Source organism: Mucilaginibacter straminoryzae (assembly GCF_022953055.1).
Lineage (GTDB): Bacteria > Bacteroidota > Bacteroidia > Sphingobacteriales > Sphingobacteriaceae > Mucilaginibacter > Mucilaginibacter straminoryzae.
The window spans coordinates 1-17,818 of sequence record NZ_JALJEJ010000009.1; the positions used below are offsets into that span (position 1 = coordinate 1).

Here is a 17,818-nt window from a genome sequence, read left to right on the forward strand (position 1 = left end):
CTTTCCTCTTTCTGCAAAAACACCCAAACCAACAAAAAAACTTAAAGTAAGCTGACACCATACAGCTTTCCTAATAAACCCGTCAAAATCTCTTTAAATAAAAAAACCGCCTCATAATTGACTCATGAGACGGCTTCTTTTCTTTATCATGCTTGGTTTATCTTAACCCGTAGAAGAAGCGGATACCTTGCGTCATTTTCTTACTGCCGTTATACGCTATACCGTAATCCAGGCGTAGAAAGAAGCGTTTGATACCCACATAAAACTCCGAGTAATTTTGTTTACCGCCCTGTTGGGTTAAATAGTTCACCCCGATCAGTTCTTCCAGTTTCAAGGAGTTAATTAGCGGAACACGGTTAGTTAGCCAACCCGAAAAGTTGTGCTCAAAGTGTGCTTCAAGGAAATTGCGGTCTGTACTAAACTGATAGAACGGTAAAAAGTGAAAACCACCGATGGTTGGATCGAATACCCGACCCTGGTTACCCAAAAAATGGTTATAATCCATAAAGTAGATGGTGTTCCTGTTCAGGAAGCTGCCGCCCGTAATTTTAAAGGCAGAATAACCTACCAGACCCGTTGACAAGTGATCGTCGTAAATATCAACAGAAGCGAAATCATAATCAACGTCTGATCCTAAACCATGGATACCCTTACGGTAATTTACTTTGATTTTAGGATAAGCAGACTGTTCGTAATAGCGACCGTCCGGCCGGGTGGTATACCGCTGGTCGAAAGTAAACGTTACAGATGCCCGTAATGTTAATGCCTGGTTCTTTGGGAACAACGAATTAGGTATCTCCGGACCTAATGGTCGCAAAGGATCATTAGAAGTATAGCTTTTGTTTTTCGTGTCAAAAATATGATTGAAAGAAGTATTATACAATTGCTCGCGATCGGCATAAGACAATTGCAAGTAACCCAAAATACCGTTAGATAGCTCGCGCTGATAGCCCAGTAAAGCAAACTGCGAACGGTAATATTTAACGTAGTTATTCTCGCTCAGCAAAGTACTTAGCGTATTAAAAGAAAGCGACCGGGTACCGGCATTACTCAGGTCTAAGATGTCCGTTCCGGCTGTAGCATAGAAATATCCCTGCCTGTCCGGATCGTAATTATAGGTAAAGTGCACATTGCCGTTCAGCTTGTTGTTGGTAAAGCTGTAACGCAATGCCGGGGAAATCGTAAACGACTGCCTGCTGGCATAGAATTGCGTCCACGCCGCTTTCAGGTTTACGCCCCAACCCTCAACCGTATTATAAAACAAGGTTTGGTAGAACGGATACAGGTACCAGCTTTGCCCTTTATACCTGTTGGTATGGCTGTAGCCGAAAAGGAAGTATCCCAGCGGGGCAAACTGATTTTTAGCGCGCTCTACAGAATCCTGGTATTGCGGAGTATGCTTAATAGTGAAGAGACTATCCTTACGAACATAGTCTCTCACCTCTAGCCTTGTCAGCGGTACCGGCCGGGTATCAGCCCAATAGTCGAAAGATTTGGTATTTGCAGCCGTATCAATGTGCATAATCTCGCCATTGAAATGACCGGGTTTAAATCCAGGGTTAAGGTTATAATTATTGTAAACGCCTACATAATAGCCTTCGAACACAAACCCTAATACTTTACCGCTGAACGTATACTGCACCGAAACCGGCATCCAAACACTATCCGTTATAGGGATATACTGCTGGCTGATGCGCATTTGATCTACAAGATTTAAACGGGCATCATCAGTCAATAACAAATCTACGCTGTATAATCGCCAGTCGCCTTCAATAATGTAGATATACCCGCGGTAACAAGGGCTATGTTCCCTCTTAGGTGTTACGTCAATCTTATCAATCACCCGCCCATTCTCTACAGATACCCCTGAAAGGCGGTAGTTATAATAAGACATCGCATTATCCGCTAAAGGTGAGATAAATGCCCTGCTGCTTAGCCCTTCTATCTCAAACAGGTTATTATAAAAATTCACCTGAAGATCAGAGGCCTTGTTGTAGCTAAAGGCCGTATTCTGCCCGGCAATTTTAGAGGCAATCATCTCCTCTTTTACTTTATTGGGCTGTTGGAAATCATATTTAGAAAGCGACTCCGATTGGTAAAGAATACCCTTCCCGGTCGAATCCAGTTCTAATGCTTGCGCAACCGGTCCGCTCATTAAACTTTTAGGTGATTTCAATAAACGTTGCACACCTTTTACATAGACAGCACAAGAATACTGGTCGACCTGGTATTTATAAAAATGCCTCTTTGCGATCACCTGCTTCATGATACTATCGGCAGGACCATTGCGGCGAATCACCCGCTCAATCTGGCGGGGCTTAAATATTTCCTGATCCAACTGAATATCGTTACGGCTATCCTGGTTACCAATGGTGATCTTAACCGTTTTTTCGACATAGCCTACAAAACGATATACTACGCTATAAGTTCCCGGCGAAAGTTTAAACTGGTAAAAACCGTCTTCGTTAGCCGTTGTACCGTATGTGCTGTTACGAATATACACGGAGGTAAAGCCTATCGGCTTACCGCTATTATCGGTTATTCTGCCCGACAGCAAATAAGTTTGCGCGAATACAAAATGTGTGATCAGCAAAAAAAGCGCAGAAAGTAACGTTTTCCTCATATTAATACTACATAACACTTGTGATGGGGTAAAATGTTTTATATGCGCGCTAAAAAGTACGTTTATAACAGCTTAGCATTCCGCAAGCAATACTTTATAGTTAAGTTTGCATCCTAAAATTACTACCATGTACAAAACCCTACAACCGGTATTGGAGCAGGAATTAGCCCAGATAAAAGAAGCCGGCCTATACAAAAAAGAAAGAGTAATTATCTCCCCACAAGGAGCAGACATAGAAGTTCAAGGCGGCCAGGAAGTGATTAATTTCTGCGCTAACAATTACCTGGGCTTATCTTCTCACCCGAAAGTAATAGAAGCCGCTAAAGAAGCGATTGATACACACGGTTACGGTTTATCATCCGTACGTTTTATTTGCGGTACCCAGGATATCCATAAAGAACTGGAGAAAAAATTAGCGGAGTTTTTAGGCACTGAAGACACCATTTTGTACGCGGCAGCATTCGACGCCAATGGCGGTGTTTTTGAACCTTTGTTTAACGAACAGGACGCCATTATTTCTGACGAGCTGAACCATGCTTCTATCATCGACGGTGTACGCTTGTGCAAAGCACAACGCCATCGCTACAAGCACGATGACATGGCCGATCTGGAAGAAAAACTGAAAGCGACACAAGAGCTTCGTCACCGGATCATCGTTACAGATGGTGCATTCTCAATGGACGGCACCATCGCCCAGTTGGATAAGATCTGTGATCTGGCCGATAAGTATAACGCCTTGGTAATGATTGACGAAAGCCATTGCTCTGGCTTTATGGGTAAAACCGGCCGCGGAACTCACGAGCATCACAACGTGATGGGCCGTATTGATATTATCACCGGCACGTTAGGTAAGGCATTGGGCGGCGCGTCAGGTGGTTTCACATCTGGCCGTAAAGAGATTATTGATATGCTTCGCCAGCGCTCGCGCCCTTACCTGTTCTCTAATACCCTTGCACCTTCTATTGCAGGTGCATCTATCAAGGTACTGGATATGTTGAACGAAACGACAGATTTGCGCGATAAACTGGAACGTAACACCCAATACTTCCGCGAAAAGATGACCGCAGCCGGTTTTGATATTAAGCCAGGTGTTCACCCAATTGTACCGGTAATGTTGTACGATGCCAAACTTGCACAAGAGTTCGCCGCCAAAATGCTGGAAGAAGGCATTTATGTAATCGGTTTTTACTACCCCGTAGTACCGCAGGGTAAAGCGCGCATCCGTGTGCAGATCTCAGCAGCCCATGATACCGAACATCTCGACAAAGCAATTGCCGCCTTTACCAAAGTTGGCAAGGAATTGGGTGTGATTAAATAATACGTATAATTAATTATATTTGCACGTATAATCATCAGGCTATGGCAACTACTAAACTTACATTAAGTATTGAAGCTGATACAATTGAAAAGGCTAAAAAGTATGCAAAAAAGCAGCACACCAGCCTTTCAAAGCTTTTTACAAATTTTGTAAATGAAGTTGCAGGAGAAAGTAAAAATGAAGATGATCCGCTGTTGAAAAAAATTAAAGAAACTGAGCCATCAGAGGTGGTTAGAGCACTTACAGGGATTATAAAGATGCCTGATAATTTTGATGTAAAAGAAGCTAAGTATCAATATCTGAAAGAAAAGTATGGCTTATAAGAAATTATTTGTCGACAGTGATATTCTTTTGGATATGCTGTTGCAAAGAGAGCCACATTCTTACTTCACACGATATCTGTTATCAGAGGCAAATAAATATGATATAGCCCTTACTACGTCTACACTGGTTATGGCCAATATAAATTATATTTTAACCGGACAGATTGGAAAAAGCCAAGCTAAAAAAGGTTTGGTTAATTTATTTGAAATCTTAGATGTATTACCATTTGAACCTGACACTTTCAAATTGGCCCTAAGCAGTCAGTTTAGTGACGTAGAGGATGGAATACAACACTTTATAGCATTAAAGAATGATTGCGATGCGATCATCACCCGAAATATAAAAGATTACAAGCATTCGGCTATACCAGTTTTAACAGCCGAACAACTTTTAAGAGAAATAATATAATGCAAGATCAGATCAATCAATATACCGCCGAGATCGAAGCGTTCAATCCTGCAAATGCAGACGAACTGGAAGCTTTCAGGATTAAATATTTAGGTACAAAAGGGATTATCAAAGACCTTTTCGAGCAGTTTAAATCTGTAAGCGCAGAAGAAAAACGTGTGTTAGGTAAGGTACTGAACCAGTTTAAACAGTCTGCCGAAGCTAAATACCAGGAGCTGAAAGAACAGTTTGAATCAGGAGCGCAGCAGTCAACTGCCGATATTGATCTTACCTTGCCGGGTACCGGCCTGGAAGTAGGCTCGCGCCATCCGTTGTCTTTAGTTCAAAGTGAGATCGTAGATATTTTTAAACGTTTGGGTTTCGTGGTAGCAGAAGGACCGGAAATTGAGGACGACTGGCATAACTTCTCTGCCCTTAACTTCCCGGATGAACATCCGGCACGCGATATGCAGGATACCTTCTTCATCAAGAAGAATAACGGCAAGGATGATATTGCATTACGTACACATACCTCATCTGTACAGGTACGCATGATGGAGAACGGCAAGCCACCTTTCCGCGCGATTATGCCAGGCCGTGTATACCGTAACGAGGCTATCTCTGCGCGGGCGCATTGCTTCTTCCACCAAATAGAAGGTTTATATGTGGATGAGAACGTTTCCTTTGCTGATCTGAAACAAACGCTCTATCACTTTGTCCAGGAATTATATGGAGAAGGTACCAAAGTACGTTTCCGCCCGTCGTACTTCCCGTTCACCGAGCCTTCTGCAGAAATGGATATCTCTTGTACCATTTGCAAAGGCGCAGGCTGTAACATGTGTAAGTATTCTGGCTGGGTAGAAATTCTGGGCTGTGGTATGGTTGACCCGAACGTATTGGAAAATTGTGGCATCGATTCGAAAAAATACACTGGCTTTGCCTTTGGTATGGGGGTTGAACGTATTGCCAACTTAAAATATGTGATCCGGGATCTGCGTTTGTTCTCAGAGAACGATGTCCGTTTCCTGAAGCAGTTTAAAACCGAAATGATATGAAAAAAGCGATTATAGGATTACTTAGCTTATTTAGCCTCGTCTCTTGTGGTAAGAGCGATGTATCCTATATTCCTTATGTGGCGGTTAATTTTCAGGCGCCACTTTCAGATCCGCGCCTGAGTAAACTGAACAGCCCAGGTGGCGCAGTGATTGTTAACGGCTACGGCGTTGCCGGACTGGTATTGTACCGCGAACCCGATGGCAGTTTTGCCGCGTACGACCGTTGCAGCAGCTACGAACCTGAAAAAAAATGTGCAGTTAACATTGATGATACTGGTTTTACCGTGACAGACCCCTGTAGCGGTTCCAAGTTTTCGCTAAGCGACGGTTCGCCGGTAAAAGCCCCTGCATCGCGTTCTTTAAAGGCCTATTCGGTAAATGTGAGTAATTTTGTGATATTTGTGAGTAATTGATGGAAGCCGACAAAATAAAAGAAAGCATAAAAAGGGCCGCGCAAGAGCTTTTCCGCAAATTCGGGTATCACAAAACAAGTGTGAATGAAATTGCCAAAAGAGCCAAGATAGCAAAGGCAACCATCTATAAATACTTCGAAAGCAAAGAGGATATCCTGCATGCCCTGCTGATGGATTACATCCGGGTGAGCGTGGATGAACTGATACATAGCGACAGCCACCAGCTGGATGAGGAAGCTCACCTGGCCAACCTGATCCTGAAAACCAGCCGCCTTTCGTATACCGTCTGTAATGAATTCATCGGGTGGGATTTCATCCGCGAATCCACCAACTCGCAAGAGTTCCTAAAGAACCTCTCTAACGAACTGGAAGAAATGCTGCTAAGCTCGTTCACCAAACTTAATGGTGTACGCAAATTAGAAGGCTATCACCAACGCCTGCGTTTCCTGATCAAGTGCAGCAAAAGCATCGTATTCAGCTTCGCCTTTACTTCTGTAAGCGATGCGGACGTTCGCAAGAACTTTGTTTCTTTCCAGAAAGAAATTCTCCCCTACCTTGTTAAGGCTGCTATAGCAGTTTAGGTTTTGTTTGAAACTTTCCTCAACTAATTCTTAATAATTTTTTCATTTAAATTTCACTATACCATTTTGGTTTTTGGTTCAAATTTACTATGTTAGCATAATAAATTCTTACACCTATGAACCGCGAATTACAAGACTTTTCTACCCGGATCGACCAGGATTTCGATATGGGTGACGTTAAACCAAACAGTATCTGGCTATTTCTGCTGGCCCTGTTCATCTGATGGGGTTTTAGTTTAGCCATTAACAGATAATTGGGTAACTTTGCAGCCTGATGAATAAAGCTGCAAACAACAGGCTGTTTGAAAACATTTCTGTAATAGATATTGCCGAAGAAGGCAAAGGCGTTGGCAAGGCAGACGAACTGGTGCTTTTTATTGAAAAAGCCGTTCCCGGTGATGTTGCCGATGTGGAAGTATACCGTAAGAAAAAGAATTTCGGCGAGGCAAAGATCATTAATCTTATACACGCTTCCGAATACCGCACCCAACCGTTTTGCGAACATTTTGGCACCTGCGGCGGGTGTAAATGGCAACACATGACTTACGCCGCACAGTTGCAGTTTAAGCAAAAAACAGTAGCCGATGCGCTGGGTCGCCTGGCAAAGATAGATGTGGCCAACATGCTGCCTATTGTAGCCTCGCCCGCCGACCGCTACTATCGCAACAAACTGGAATTTACCTTTTCAAACAAACGCTGGCTGAACGATGGTGAGAACCGCAGCGACGAGCCGGTAAATATGGATGCACTGGGCTTCCACATTCCCGGCCGGTTTGATAAGATCCTGGATATTCAGCACTGCTACTTACAACAGGACCCATCTAATGATCTGCGTAACAAGCTGCGCGATTTCTGTAAACAGCAAGGCATCAGCTTTTACAATTTAAAGCACCACGAAGGCGCCCTTCGTAACCTGATCATCCGTACGGCAGTAACAGGCGAACTGATGGTGATTGTGGTTTTTGCCTATGTGGAGCAGGAACAAATTAACCAGGTAATGAGTTTTGTAGATGCGACGTTCCCTGAAATTACTTCGCTGCTGTACATTGTAAACCAGAAAAAGAACGATACCATTTTTGACCAGGAGGTAATCGCGTGGAAAGGTCCGGAATATATCCACGAGGAAATGAACAGCATCAGGTTCCGTATCGGGCCAAAATCTTTCTACCAAACCAACGCCATCCAGGCACAACGTTTATACGAGATAGCCCGTGAGTTTGCAGGTTTTAAAGGCGATGAACTGGTGTACGACCTTTATACCGGCGCCGGTACTATTGCCAACTTTATTGCCGGGCATGTAAAAGAGGTGGTTGGTGTAGAATATGTACCTTCTGCTATCGAAGACGCTAAGATCAATTCTGCTATTAATCAAATCACCAATACAAAATTTTATGCCGGTGATATGAAGGATGTTTTGAATGCAGAATTTGTAGCAGAACACGGCAAGCCGGACGTGATCATCACCGACCCGCCACGGGCAGGCATGCACCCGGACGTAGTGGCACGTTTAATGGAAATAGAAGCAGAAAAGATTGTATATGTAAGTTGCAACCCGGCTACGCAGGCACGCGATATGCTGGTATTAAAGGAAAAGTATGACAGTGTAAAAATCCAGCCTGTTGATATGTTTCCGCATACGCAGCATGTAGAGAACGTGATGCTGTTGCAGTTGAGAAAGTAAGAAAACATCGTTCATTGCGAAAGTAATCTCCCTCTCCTTTGGAGAGGGCTGGGGAGAGGTCGAGGAGATTGCTTCGTCGGCGCTCGCTCCTCCTCGCAATGACGTATCAGCTATATAGTTATGAACCCTGAAGAACTTTTAAACGATAACAACAACAAACCTAAAGAAAGCCCACTGAAAAGTCTGGAGACTGATCTGAAGTTGTTCAGCGAGTCCATCCGCGAAGTGGCAGTAGAGATTATGGTAGAAGGACTGTCCTCCTATCCTATTTTTATCGCGCACCAGCATGAGGTTGCCCTTGGCGAACCTATCCTGGATAAAAGTGAGCTGAATACAGACTGGAGCATCCATGCTTCTACACTGGAAGAGTTTGTAGAGCGCGGCGTGATCAAGAAAGAATTAAAACAGCGCTTTGTAGACAATTATAAAAACCCGCACGATTATATGTGCGTATTCGCCATTGTACCAGAGGGTGCAAACTTTGTATTTTTTCCTTATAATAAAGAATAATAGTAGTTTAGCTACGAAATTACATACCAGCCGCAATGCCAGACAAAAAGCTGCTTATCTTAAATTCAGACCAGGTTAGACAAAAGGTAGACCGTATTGCTTACCAGATCCTCGAAGATAATTTTGACGAATCTGAAATTATCATTGCCGGTATTTTGCCGCAGGGCAGCAACATCGCTGTTCGTCTAAAAAACATCCTGGATAAGATTGCACCGTTTAAAATCACGCTGATCAATATTAAACTGGATAAGCAAAGCAGCCAGTTACATTTTGAATCGGATACCCCGATTGAGATCTGTTCAAATAAAGTAGTAATTCTGGTTGACGACGTTCTGAACAGCGGGAAAACGTTAGCCTATGGCTTTGGCGTATTTCTGGATGTTCCGCTGAAGAAGCTGCGTACCGTGGTACTGGTAGATCGTAACCACAAAAGTTTCCCGGTTACTACAGACTATGCCGGTATTGCGCTGTCAACCCTATTGAATGAGCACGTGAATGTGCAGTTGTCTGAAAATGCAGAAGAAGACGCGGTTTGGCTGGGTTAATCAGCAGCCAAGAACAATATCTTTCAGGTAATCGGTCGTAAGGCTCAATCCATCAGCCACAATGGTAGCCTGTATATAATACTTCTCGCGTTCAGCTAGTTTTTCTGTTATAAACTCCACCAGTTCGTCCATGGTTTTCCCATGCAGCAACGGACGTTCTTCTTTACCATGCTCTAAACGCTGGGCCAGTGTTTTTGGGTTATGCTGAATATAAACCACTTTCCCGTGTGCTTTCATCCACTCCATATTATCAAAAAAGCACGGTAAGCCGCCACCAGTAGATACAATGCAGTTATCCGGGTAATTGGTGGTCTTTAATACTTCTGATTCGCGCTTACGAAACTTCTCTTCACCATGTTGTTGAAAATATTTAGCGATGGAGGTAGCTTCTTCCCATTCAAACTGTTCATCCAGATCTATGAACCTGAAGTTTAGTTTCGAAGCCAGTTTGCGGCCGATAGTGGTTTTGCCGCTGCCCATAAAGCCAACTAAAAAAATAATCATTTACTGCGCGCGAAGATATTTTTTAACAATGTCATCATACTTTGGCAGGCTATGGTAATGCCACTTGGCCATTACAGTTCCGCCTTTCATCAGCATTACGCCCGGGTTTGCCCTTACCATAGTTTTCAACGGAACTTCATCTGCCTGGAAAACCTCTGCCACCAGGTGGTGCGCTTTAGCAAAAGCAGCGGCTTCGGTAGCATTATTAGAGGTCAGCAAAACTGTGCGGATATTATAATTATCGGCAAGGTTAGCTGCCAGCGCATTAATGCGGTTAACAGCGTCTACATCCGTATGCTTTAAATCATAGGCGACGATAAATAGATTGTAGAAAGGGTTTGCCAGTAACTCTTGCGTATAGTTATTGCCCTGTATGTCCTGAATAGACAGGTCACGGATCTTTGGGGTGAAGCCACGCTTTACCAGTTTAGATTCCGGGTTACCAATAATCTCCCAGTTGGAATCTTTCCATATCCCCGTCTTGACATATTCTTTATCTGTAAGATCTTTAGTCTGCTGATTGGCTTTATTCTTTAAATGGTAAGTCAGCTCGTATTCGTCTGGTTGTGCCCCTGCTGGAATTTTCATTTCATCGGGAAGGTTGGCTCCAACCTTGTAGGGCAGGAAATCTATTACCGGTAAAAAGTTATAAGTGTAGATGCCTACACCGAAAGAAAGTATGGTAGCAGCGATTAGTAATTGGTTGCCGGTGGTTTCTTTAAACAGCGGTTTCAGTTCCTTTCTATTCAGGAATAAAACCAGCACTAAAACAAGCAATACCAGATCTTTGGTGAACGATTGCCATGGTGTAAGCGGGATGGCATCGCCAAAGCAGCCACAAGTTTGCACCACTTTAAAAAACGCCGAATAAAACGTCAGGAAGGCAAAGAAGACGATCAGCAATAACAGTCCCCACGCTACGGTATTGATACGCGTACCAATCAACAAGGCAAAACCAAGCAACATTTCCAACGCGCAAAGGGTAATAGCCAGGCTTAAGGCCAGGCCATTAAAGAAAGTCATGTGGAATACTTCGAAATACTCCTGCAGTTTATAAGAAAAGCCCAGCGGATCATTCGCTTTAATCAGTCCCGAAAAGATAAATAACAACCCTACCGCAATACGGCAAAACCAAATCAATCCGTTTTTCATTTCACCCCCAGTTTTATTAGTGCAAATACAGAATAGTTCAGCATATCCTGGTAATTGGCTTTTACCCCTTCAGATACCAGCGTTTCGCCTTTATTATCTTCTATCTGCTTTACCCGCAATAGTTTCATCAGGATCAGGTCTGTTAACGAACTGATACGCATATCCCGCCAGGCCTCACCATAATCATGGTTCTTGGCAAACATCAGGTCTTTGGTTTCCTTAACTTTTTCGTCATACAAGGCTGCTACTTCTTCTGCAGAAAGTTCCATAGGGGTGCTGTTCCCGCATTCGAGCTGCAACATGCCGATCACGCAATAGTTAACAATCCCGATATATTCGCCAGTGATGTCCTCACCTACCTTAGATACCTTCTTTTCTTCCAGCGTACGGATGCGCTGCGCTTTAATGAAGATCTGATCAGTGATAGATTCCGGGCGAAGAATGCGCCAGGCGGTACCATAGTCGCGGGTTTTATTGATAAAAAGCGATCTGCATATATGGATGACCGCGTCGTATTCTACCGATGTATTATTCAAAATGGTTATCGTTTGGTATGGTAAAGCTGAACGTTACGGGGGTGAACAAGCTGCATTAAACTTATCTAAAATAAAGCGGATAAGTTAACTTTACAACCTTCAAACCTGCTAACATTCAACAGAAGATACAGTGCATAAAGATACGTATTTTAAAAAAAAGACAACGCTGAATGCCGGCGGAAAGCTGATTGATTTGAGCACGCCAAAGGTGATGGGCATTATTAACACCACACCTGATTCTTTTTTCAGCGCGAGCAGGAAACAGTCCGTCGACGAAGTATTAGTCCAGGCAGGTCAAATGCTGCAGGAAGGCGCCGCATTTTTGGATCTGGGCGCTTATTCTACCCGCCCCGGCGCAGAAGACATCAGCATCCAGGAAGAAACAGACCGGCTTTTACCGGCCGTAGAAGCGATTGCCGAAGCCTTTCCGGAAGCGATACTATCCATAGATACCTTTCGTGCCGAAGTAGCCGAAACTGCGATCAACGCAGGTGCGCACATCATTAATGATATTTCAGGTGGCCAACTGGACGACCACATGTTTGACACCGTAGCCCGCTTGCAAGTCCCTTACGTGCTGATGCATACACGGGGTACGCCTAAAACCATGACCTCGCTTGCCCAGTATGATGATGTTTTCCAGGAGGTTTTTAATTTTCTGGAAGAGCAATATTCCCGGCTAATGCAGTTGAGGGTACATGATGTAATCATCGACCCGGGGTTTGGCTTTGCCAAAAAACAGGAGCATAGCTACACCCTGCTGAACAGGTTAGAGGAATTTAGCCGACTTGGCCTGCCGGTGCTGGCCGGGATGTCGCGCAAGCGGATGATCTACGGGTTGACCTGCACTACGGCAAACGAAGCCCTAAACGGTACTACCGTAGTAAATACCATTGCTTTAATGAAAGGCGCAAACATTTTAAGAGTACATGATGTAAAAGAAGCGATAGAGGTTGTTAATATTGTGAATACATTAGGATAACAATTAATCAACATGGACTACATTTCATTGCATCAACTTTTCGGCGAGGGGAAAGACTTGAACGTACTGCAAATGTGCAGCCGGGCTTTCGTTGTTTTCTTTATTGCGTTGCTATTGGTACGCATATCAGGCAGGCGCACGTTTGGTAAGCGTACTGCGTTTGACAATACCCTGGCTATTATCCTCGGTGCGGTGCTTAGCCGCGCTATAGTTGGGGCATCACCATTTGTACCTACCATAGTAGCATCGTCGCTGCTGGTGGTGATCCACCGCGGATTGGGCCTCATTAGTATCAACAACAATACGATAAGCAAATTATTAAAGGGTACTCAGATTACGTTGTTTGAGGATGGTCTGATCAATAAGCACAACTTGAACCGCAGTCTGTTAAGTGAGAAAGACCTGATGGCGGACGTAAGGGCTAAAGCAGGAACCAATAACCTGAGCGAAATAGACCAGATCTATATGGAAACTAACGGCGAAGTGACGGTTATTAAAAAAGACAAATCAACTACCAGCCCTGGTTCAGCAGATCCATCAGTTTCAGCAGTGCCCGGCGGTCTTCGTAAGGCGGGCAATAGTTAACGTAAAAATCCGGGGCGTAATAATAAAGCCGTCGGGATTTTTTGGGAGTGATAAGCCAAATCTGTACCTGCCTGCCGTTTTGTACGCCAAAAGAATACGTTCGTTTAACGCCTTTTATCACGGTATCTCTTTCGGCGCAGGGTGGATAAACCCGATCATCTTCAATGCTGAACAATCCACCGGCGACCAGCCTGGTGAACAGCGCCTGGCAAGTAGCATTAATAGTCGGCAAGGTTTCAAAAGACTCATCTTTGATCTGCATGGAGTAACCGCGCTTATCATGGAAGAGCTTCCGCTGCCACGATCCTTTATTTAAAATCAACAGCCGGTAGTCTGTGCCCAGCGGATTAACTGTAAATGAGCGAAAGGCGATGATCAACTCATATTCCTTCACCCCCTGCTTCAAAATGGTATCGATACCGTTAATATACCTGAAGTTACTTTTAAACTCAGGAACGGTGGTTTGCGAAAACGCAGCAAACGAGGTAATTGTGATCAGTAGAGAAAGGAAGTGTTTTAGCACGTCCTAAATATAAACAACAATCAACAGAAAATCAATTACTTGTAGGTTAGCTCTAATTGACTAAGCAGGCTCTCCACATATTCACGATTATTAGCTAATCGAGGCACTTTGTGCTGTCCGCCCAGTTTCCCCTTCTGTTTCATCCAGTTAAAAAAGGTACCGCTTGGGGCAATGTGGACAACAGGCCGGCTTAGCGCCATGTCCTTAAATCGCTTCGCGTCATAATCAGAGTTGATTTTTCGCAGTGTTTCATCCAGCAGGTCAACAAAACGTTCAAATTCGGCAGGCCGCTTTTCAAACTCGATGATCCATTCGTGCCCCCCAGCTTTGTTATCCTCAAAATAAACCGGACCTGCCGTATACTCCCTGATCACCGCTCCCGTTTGGCGGCAAGCTTCTTCAAGCGCACGGTCGGCGTTATCTACAATCACTTCCTCGCCAAAGGCATTAATAAAATGCTTGGTGCGGCCGGTGATTTGTATCCTGAACGGGGAAAGTGAAGTAAAACGAACGGTATCACCGATCAAATAACGCCACAGCCCGGCGTTGGTGGTGATGATTAATGCATAGTTTTTGTTCAGCTCAACCTCGTCGAGTGTTAAGGTTTTTGGGTGTTCTTCGCCGAGGTGCTCTAATGGCAAAAATTCATAGAAAATACCGTAATCCAGCATCAGCAGCATTTCGCCCGGCTGCTCCAGATCCTGTATACCAAAGAAACCTTCAGTAGCATTGTAGGTTTCCAGGTAATACATATCATCGTTAGGTATCAACTTTTTAAACTGTTCACGGTATGGTGTAAAGTTCACCGCACCGTGGAAATACAATTCCAGGTTAGGCCAAACTTCCAGCAGGTTACTTTTGCCGGTAATTTCCAGGATACGTTTAAACAGCAGGATGTTCCAGGTGGGTACCCCGCTGATGCCTGTTACGTTCACATCCTTAGTGGCATGGGCCATCTTCTCTATTTTCTCTTCAAAGTTTTCGAGCAAGGCAATGTCCAGGTGGGGGGTACGGTAAAACTCCGCCCATAAAGGCAGGTTTTTCATAATCACGGCAGAAAGATCACCGAAGAAAGTATCGGTATTCAGCTGGCTTACCTGGTGGCTTCCACCCAGCGTCAAACTCTTACCTGTAAATAAGCGGGCATCCGGACGATTATTGCAATAAAGCGTCAGCATGTCTTTACCGCCTTTGAAATGGCACTCTTCCAGCGCTTCTTCACTTACGGGGATAAACTTGCTACGGTCGTTCGTCGTACCGGACGATTTGGCAAACCAGCGGATCTCAGACGGCCAAAGCACGTTCTGTTCGCCTGCCAGCATCCTTTCTATATAAGGCTTTAACGTATCGTAAGTTTGTATAGGAACCCGTTCTTTGTATTGCTGAAGCGTAGCAATGCTTTTATAATGGTATTTCTTACCCCACTCGGTATTCTCTGCAGCAGTAAGCAGTTGTTCAAACCACTCCTCCTGCACTTCATTAGGATACTTCATGAAAAGCTCGATCTGGTGGATGCGCTTTTTCATGAACCAGGTAAAAACGGAGTTGATAAAAGTCATATAACCGGTAACCCCAAATTAAGCAAAAGTTTTCCGCTTCAGCACAAAATTAGATCCCAGGTAAACTTTTCGCACCATTTCATTCGCTGCCAGTACTTCCGGCACGCCCGATTCCAGTATTTTACCTTCGAAAAGCAGGTACGCGCGATCTGTTATAGAAAGCGTTTCCTGCACGTTGTGGTCGGTGATCAGTATACCAATATTCCGGTGGCGCAGTTTAGCCACCATCGATTGGATCTCCTCTACCGCGATAGGGTCTACACCGGCAAAAGGCTCATCCAGTAAAATGAAATTCGGCTCGGCAGCAAGCGCACGGGCAATTTCTGTACGGCGGCGTTCGCCACCAGAAAGAAGGTCGCCGCGGTTTTTACGCACTTTATGCAAACTGAACTCGTCTATCAACTCTTCCAGCTTATCGCGCTGGCGTTCTTTGCTTAGCTTGCCCATCTCCAGCACCGCTTTGATATTGTCCTCTACAGAAAGCTTCCGGAATACAGAAGCCTCCTGCGCCAGGTAACCGATACCTTTCTGCGCACGGCGATACATCGGGTCGCCGGTAATGTCCTGCTCATCCAGTAGGATACGCCCTTCGTTCGGCTTGATCAAACCAACTATCATGTAAAACGAGGTTGTTTTACCTGCCCCGTTAGGCCCCAGCAACCCCACAATTTCACCTTGAGAAACGTTGAAGGATACATCATTTACAACCGTCCGTTGCTTATACTTTTTTACCAGGTGCTCTGCACGTAAATTCATTTTATCTATTTAAACCGCTGCAATTACTACGCGTTTCTGTCAATTCTGCTTATTTGTTCTGATACCTTTAACATTCAGTTGTATAGAACGTTTTTCGCGCCATACATGCTCTTCAATGGTATAACAGATATCGAACGGAACACCGCTCTTTAACTGGTTGATCCAGCTGCCCTGGCTAAAGGCAATGCATTCAAAAGTCGGCGACCCGTTTTGAGATACACATAATTTCAAGTGATCTGTTCCCACCAACGAAGGCTGCCCCTGTACCATCAGATTCCGTGACAGGAAAACAGGCGTCATATTCTCCGGGCCGAACGGACCGTACTGACTCAGTATCCTGAAGAATTTACTATCGATTTGGCTTAGTTCAATCTCCGCATCAATTTTTATCTCCTGGATCAACTGATCGTCCGTTATATTCATGCTCACCACTTCTTCAAACCGGTCGATGAAATCATTAACCATTTCAGGCTTCATGGTAAGGCCAGCGGCATACTTATGCCCGCCATACTGGATCAGCAAATCACTGCATCCGCTAAGGGCTTCATACAAATCAAACCCTAATACTGACCTTGCCGAGCCTGCCACATGTCCGTTGCTACGGGTAAGAACGACGGTAGGGCGGTAATATTTTTCAGTCAGCCGTGAAGCCACGATACCGATCACACCTTTGTGCCATTTCTCGTTAAATACCACAGTCGACTTGCGGTTGATCAGGATTTCATCCCCGGCTATCAAGCTTAAGGCTTCGTCTGTGATAGAAAGATCATGCCCTTTTCGTTCCAGGTTTTGGGTATTGATGAGGAAACTTTTATCGCGTGCATCATCTTCATTTTCGCAAATCAGCAATTCTACAGCGAGGCGTGCATCGTCCATCCTACCCGCTGCATTAATGCGGGGGCCAACAAAAAACACAATGTCTGAAATAGAAATCCGCTCTTTTTTGCCCGCGATATCCAGCAGTGCTTTTACCCCGATTGAAGGAGAAGTATTTATTTGCTGCAGTCCGAAATGCGCAAGCGTTCTGTTTTCGCCGGTAACATGCACAATATCACACGCGATACTAATAGCTACCAGATCAAGGTAACGGCTTACCTTTTCAAAAGGCATGTTATTCTTTTCGGCATAAGCCTGTATCAGCTTAAAGCCAATACCACAACCAGATAATTCCTTATAAGGATATTGGCACAACGGCTGCTTAGGGTCAAGAATAGCTACCGCATCCGGCAATACCTCGCCGGGAAGGTGGTGATCGCAAATAATAAAATCGACACGAAGGCTGTTCGCATACTCAACCTTATCTACTGATTTGATGCCACAATCCAGCGCAATAATGAGCGAGAACCCATTCTCCGCAGCATAGTCAATACCCTTAGTAGAAATACCATAACCCTCTGTATACCGGTTGGGCGTGTAGTAAGCAATGTTGCGGGTAATGCGCCTGAAAAAGCTGTAAACAACTGCGATGGCAGTTGTACCGTCCACGTCATAATCGCCAAACACCAATATGCGCTCATCGTTCAGTATGGCGCGTTCGATACGATTAATTGCTTTTTCCATTCCCAGCATCAGGAAAGGATCGTGCAGGTGGCGGATATCCGGACGGAAAAAAAAGCGGGCTTCCTCAAAATTGTAGATACCACGCTGAATTAATAAAGCAGCTAAAACAGGGTCGATGTTCAGCTCGGCAGCAAGTTTTTTTACATCCTCATTATCCGGCATTTCCCTTATCGCCCACCGTTTTTGCATATCTTTGTTCTTTAACCGTAAATATAATTATCGGC

At 44.4% G+C, this 17,818-nt stretch carries 19 protein-coding genes; 11 read left to right on the plus strand and 8 right to left on the minus strand.

The genetic code is table 11. The annotated features are described in order from the left end of the window. Positions 1–157: 157 nt before the first annotated feature. Positions 158–2,623 carry a DUF5686 and carboxypeptidase regulatory-like domain-containing protein gene (locus tag MUY27_RS16265; protein ID WP_245131746.1) on the minus strand — a complete coding sequence of 822 codons (2,466 nt, stop codon included), beginning with the start codon at positions 2,621–2,623 and terminating at the stop codon, positions 158–160. A gap of 127 nt (positions 2,624–2,750) precedes the next feature. On the opposite strand from MUY27_RS16265, the gene kbl reads away from it, so the two are divergent. From kbl to MUY27_RS16310, 9 genes are all read left to right on the plus strand, one after another. Then, a complete protein-coding gene (gene kbl / locus MUY27_RS16270; protein ID WP_245131748.1) occupies positions 2,751–3,941 on the plus strand; it encodes a glycine C-acetyltransferase in 1,191 nt (396 codons plus the stop codon). A 41-nt stretch (positions 3,942–3,982) separates the two neighbouring features. Next, entirely contained in the window at positions 3,983–4,264 is a 282-nt protein-coding gene (locus MUY27_RS16275; protein ID WP_245131750.1) for a DUF6364 family protein, read from the plus strand. Next, a complete protein-coding gene (locus tag MUY27_RS16280) occupies positions 4,254–4,673 on the plus strand; it encodes a type II toxin-antitoxin system VapC family toxin (RefSeq protein ID WP_245131752.1) in 420 nt (139 codons plus the stop codon). Before MUY27_RS16275 ends, MUY27_RS16280 begins: the two co-directional genes overlap by 11 nt. After that, entirely contained in the window at positions 4,673–5,707 is a 1,035-nt protein-coding gene (gene pheS / locus MUY27_RS16285) for a phenylalanine--tRNA ligase subunit alpha (RefSeq protein WP_245131755.1), read from the plus strand. Before MUY27_RS16280 ends, pheS begins: the two co-directional genes overlap by 1 nt. Further along, entirely contained in the window at positions 5,704–6,120 is a 417-nt protein-coding gene (locus tag MUY27_RS16290; protein ID WP_245131756.1) for a Rieske (2Fe-2S) protein, read from the plus strand. The genes pheS and MUY27_RS16290 overlap by 4 nt, the downstream gene beginning before the upstream one ends. Then, on the plus strand, positions 6,120–6,701 hold the full coding sequence (locus MUY27_RS16295) for a TetR/AcrR family transcriptional regulator (protein ID WP_245131758.1): 582 nt from the start codon (positions 6,120–6,122) through the stop codon (positions 6,699–6,701). The genes MUY27_RS16290 and MUY27_RS16295 overlap by 1 nt, the downstream gene beginning before the upstream one ends. 274 nt (positions 6,702–6,975) lie before the next feature. Next, complete coding sequence (gene rlmD, locus MUY27_RS16300) at positions 6,976–8,382, plus strand: 23S rRNA (uracil(1939)-C(5))-methyltransferase RlmD (protein WP_245131759.1); 1,407 nt, start codon at positions 6,976–6,978, stop codon at positions 8,380–8,382. A 120-nt stretch (positions 8,383–8,502) separates the two neighbouring features. After that, positions 8,503–8,892, plus strand: a complete 390-nt coding sequence (locus tag MUY27_RS16305) for a hypothetical protein (RefSeq protein WP_245131760.1) — start codon at positions 8,503–8,505, stop codon at positions 8,890–8,892. A gap of 35 nt (positions 8,893–8,927) precedes the next feature. After that, positions 8,928–9,437, plus strand: coding sequence for a phosphoribosyltransferase family protein (locus tag MUY27_RS16310; protein WP_245131762.1), 510 nt, complete (start codon positions 8,928–8,930; stop codon positions 9,435–9,437). Here the strand turns inward: MUY27_RS16310 and MUY27_RS16315 are convergent, their stop codons facing one another. From MUY27_RS16315 to MUY27_RS16325, 3 genes are read right to left on the minus strand one after another with little or no spacing between them, the layout of a single operon-like run. Continuing rightward, positions 9,438–9,941, minus strand: coding sequence for a shikimate kinase (locus MUY27_RS16315; RefSeq protein WP_245131763.1), 504 nt, complete (start codon positions 9,939–9,941; stop codon positions 9,438–9,440). Further along, positions 9,942–11,093: a BT_3928 family protein gene (locus MUY27_RS16320; protein WP_245131766.1), complete on the minus strand. Its 1,152-nt coding sequence runs from the start codon at positions 11,091–11,093 to the stop codon at positions 9,942–9,944. Next, on the minus strand, positions 11,090–11,632 hold the full coding sequence (locus MUY27_RS16325; RefSeq protein WP_245132067.1) for a DUF1599 domain-containing protein: 543 nt from the start codon (positions 11,630–11,632) through the stop codon (positions 11,090–11,092). Before MUY27_RS16325 ends, MUY27_RS16320 begins: the two co-directional genes overlap by 4 nt. Positions 11,633–11,759: 127 nt before the next feature. Here MUY27_RS16325 and folP point away from each other — a divergent pair, with 127 nt between their 5' ends. Continuing rightward, positions 11,760–12,611 (plus strand): dihydropteroate synthase, encoded by an 852-nt coding sequence (gene folP / locus MUY27_RS16330; protein ID WP_245131769.1) that lies wholly within the window; start codon positions 11,760–11,762, stop codon positions 12,609–12,611. 12 nt (positions 12,612–12,623) lie between these two features. Further along, on the plus strand, positions 12,624–13,196 hold the full coding sequence (locus tag MUY27_RS16335) for a DUF421 domain-containing protein (RefSeq protein WP_245131771.1): 573 nt from the start codon (positions 12,624–12,626) through the stop codon (positions 13,194–13,196). Here MUY27_RS16335 and MUY27_RS16340 read toward each other — a convergent pair. From MUY27_RS16340 to recJ, 4 genes are read right to left on the minus strand one after another with little or no spacing between them, the layout of a single operon-like run. Further along, a complete protein-coding gene (locus tag MUY27_RS16340; protein WP_245131774.1) occupies positions 13,123–13,719 on the minus strand; it encodes a hypothetical protein in 597 nt (198 codons plus the stop codon). The two genes, MUY27_RS16335 and MUY27_RS16340, sit on opposite strands and share 74 nt — an antisense overlap. 35 nt (positions 13,720–13,754) lie before the next feature. Beyond that, positions 13,755–15,278: a GH3 auxin-responsive promoter family protein gene (locus MUY27_RS16345; RefSeq protein WP_245131775.1), complete on the minus strand. Its 1,524-nt coding sequence runs from the start codon at positions 15,276–15,278 to the stop codon at positions 13,755–13,757. Positions 15,279–15,296: 18 nt separating this feature from the next. Next, positions 15,297–16,034, minus strand: a complete 738-nt coding sequence (gene lptB / locus MUY27_RS16350) for an LPS export ABC transporter ATP-binding protein (protein ID WP_245131776.1) — start codon at positions 16,032–16,034, stop codon at positions 15,297–15,299. 39 nt (positions 16,035–16,073) lie between these two features. Beyond that, positions 16,074–17,783: a single-stranded-DNA-specific exonuclease RecJ gene (recJ, locus tag MUY27_RS16355; protein WP_245131777.1), complete on the minus strand. Its 1,710-nt coding sequence runs from the start codon at positions 17,781–17,783 to the stop codon at positions 16,074–16,076. Positions 17,784–17,818 lie beyond the last annotated feature (35 nt).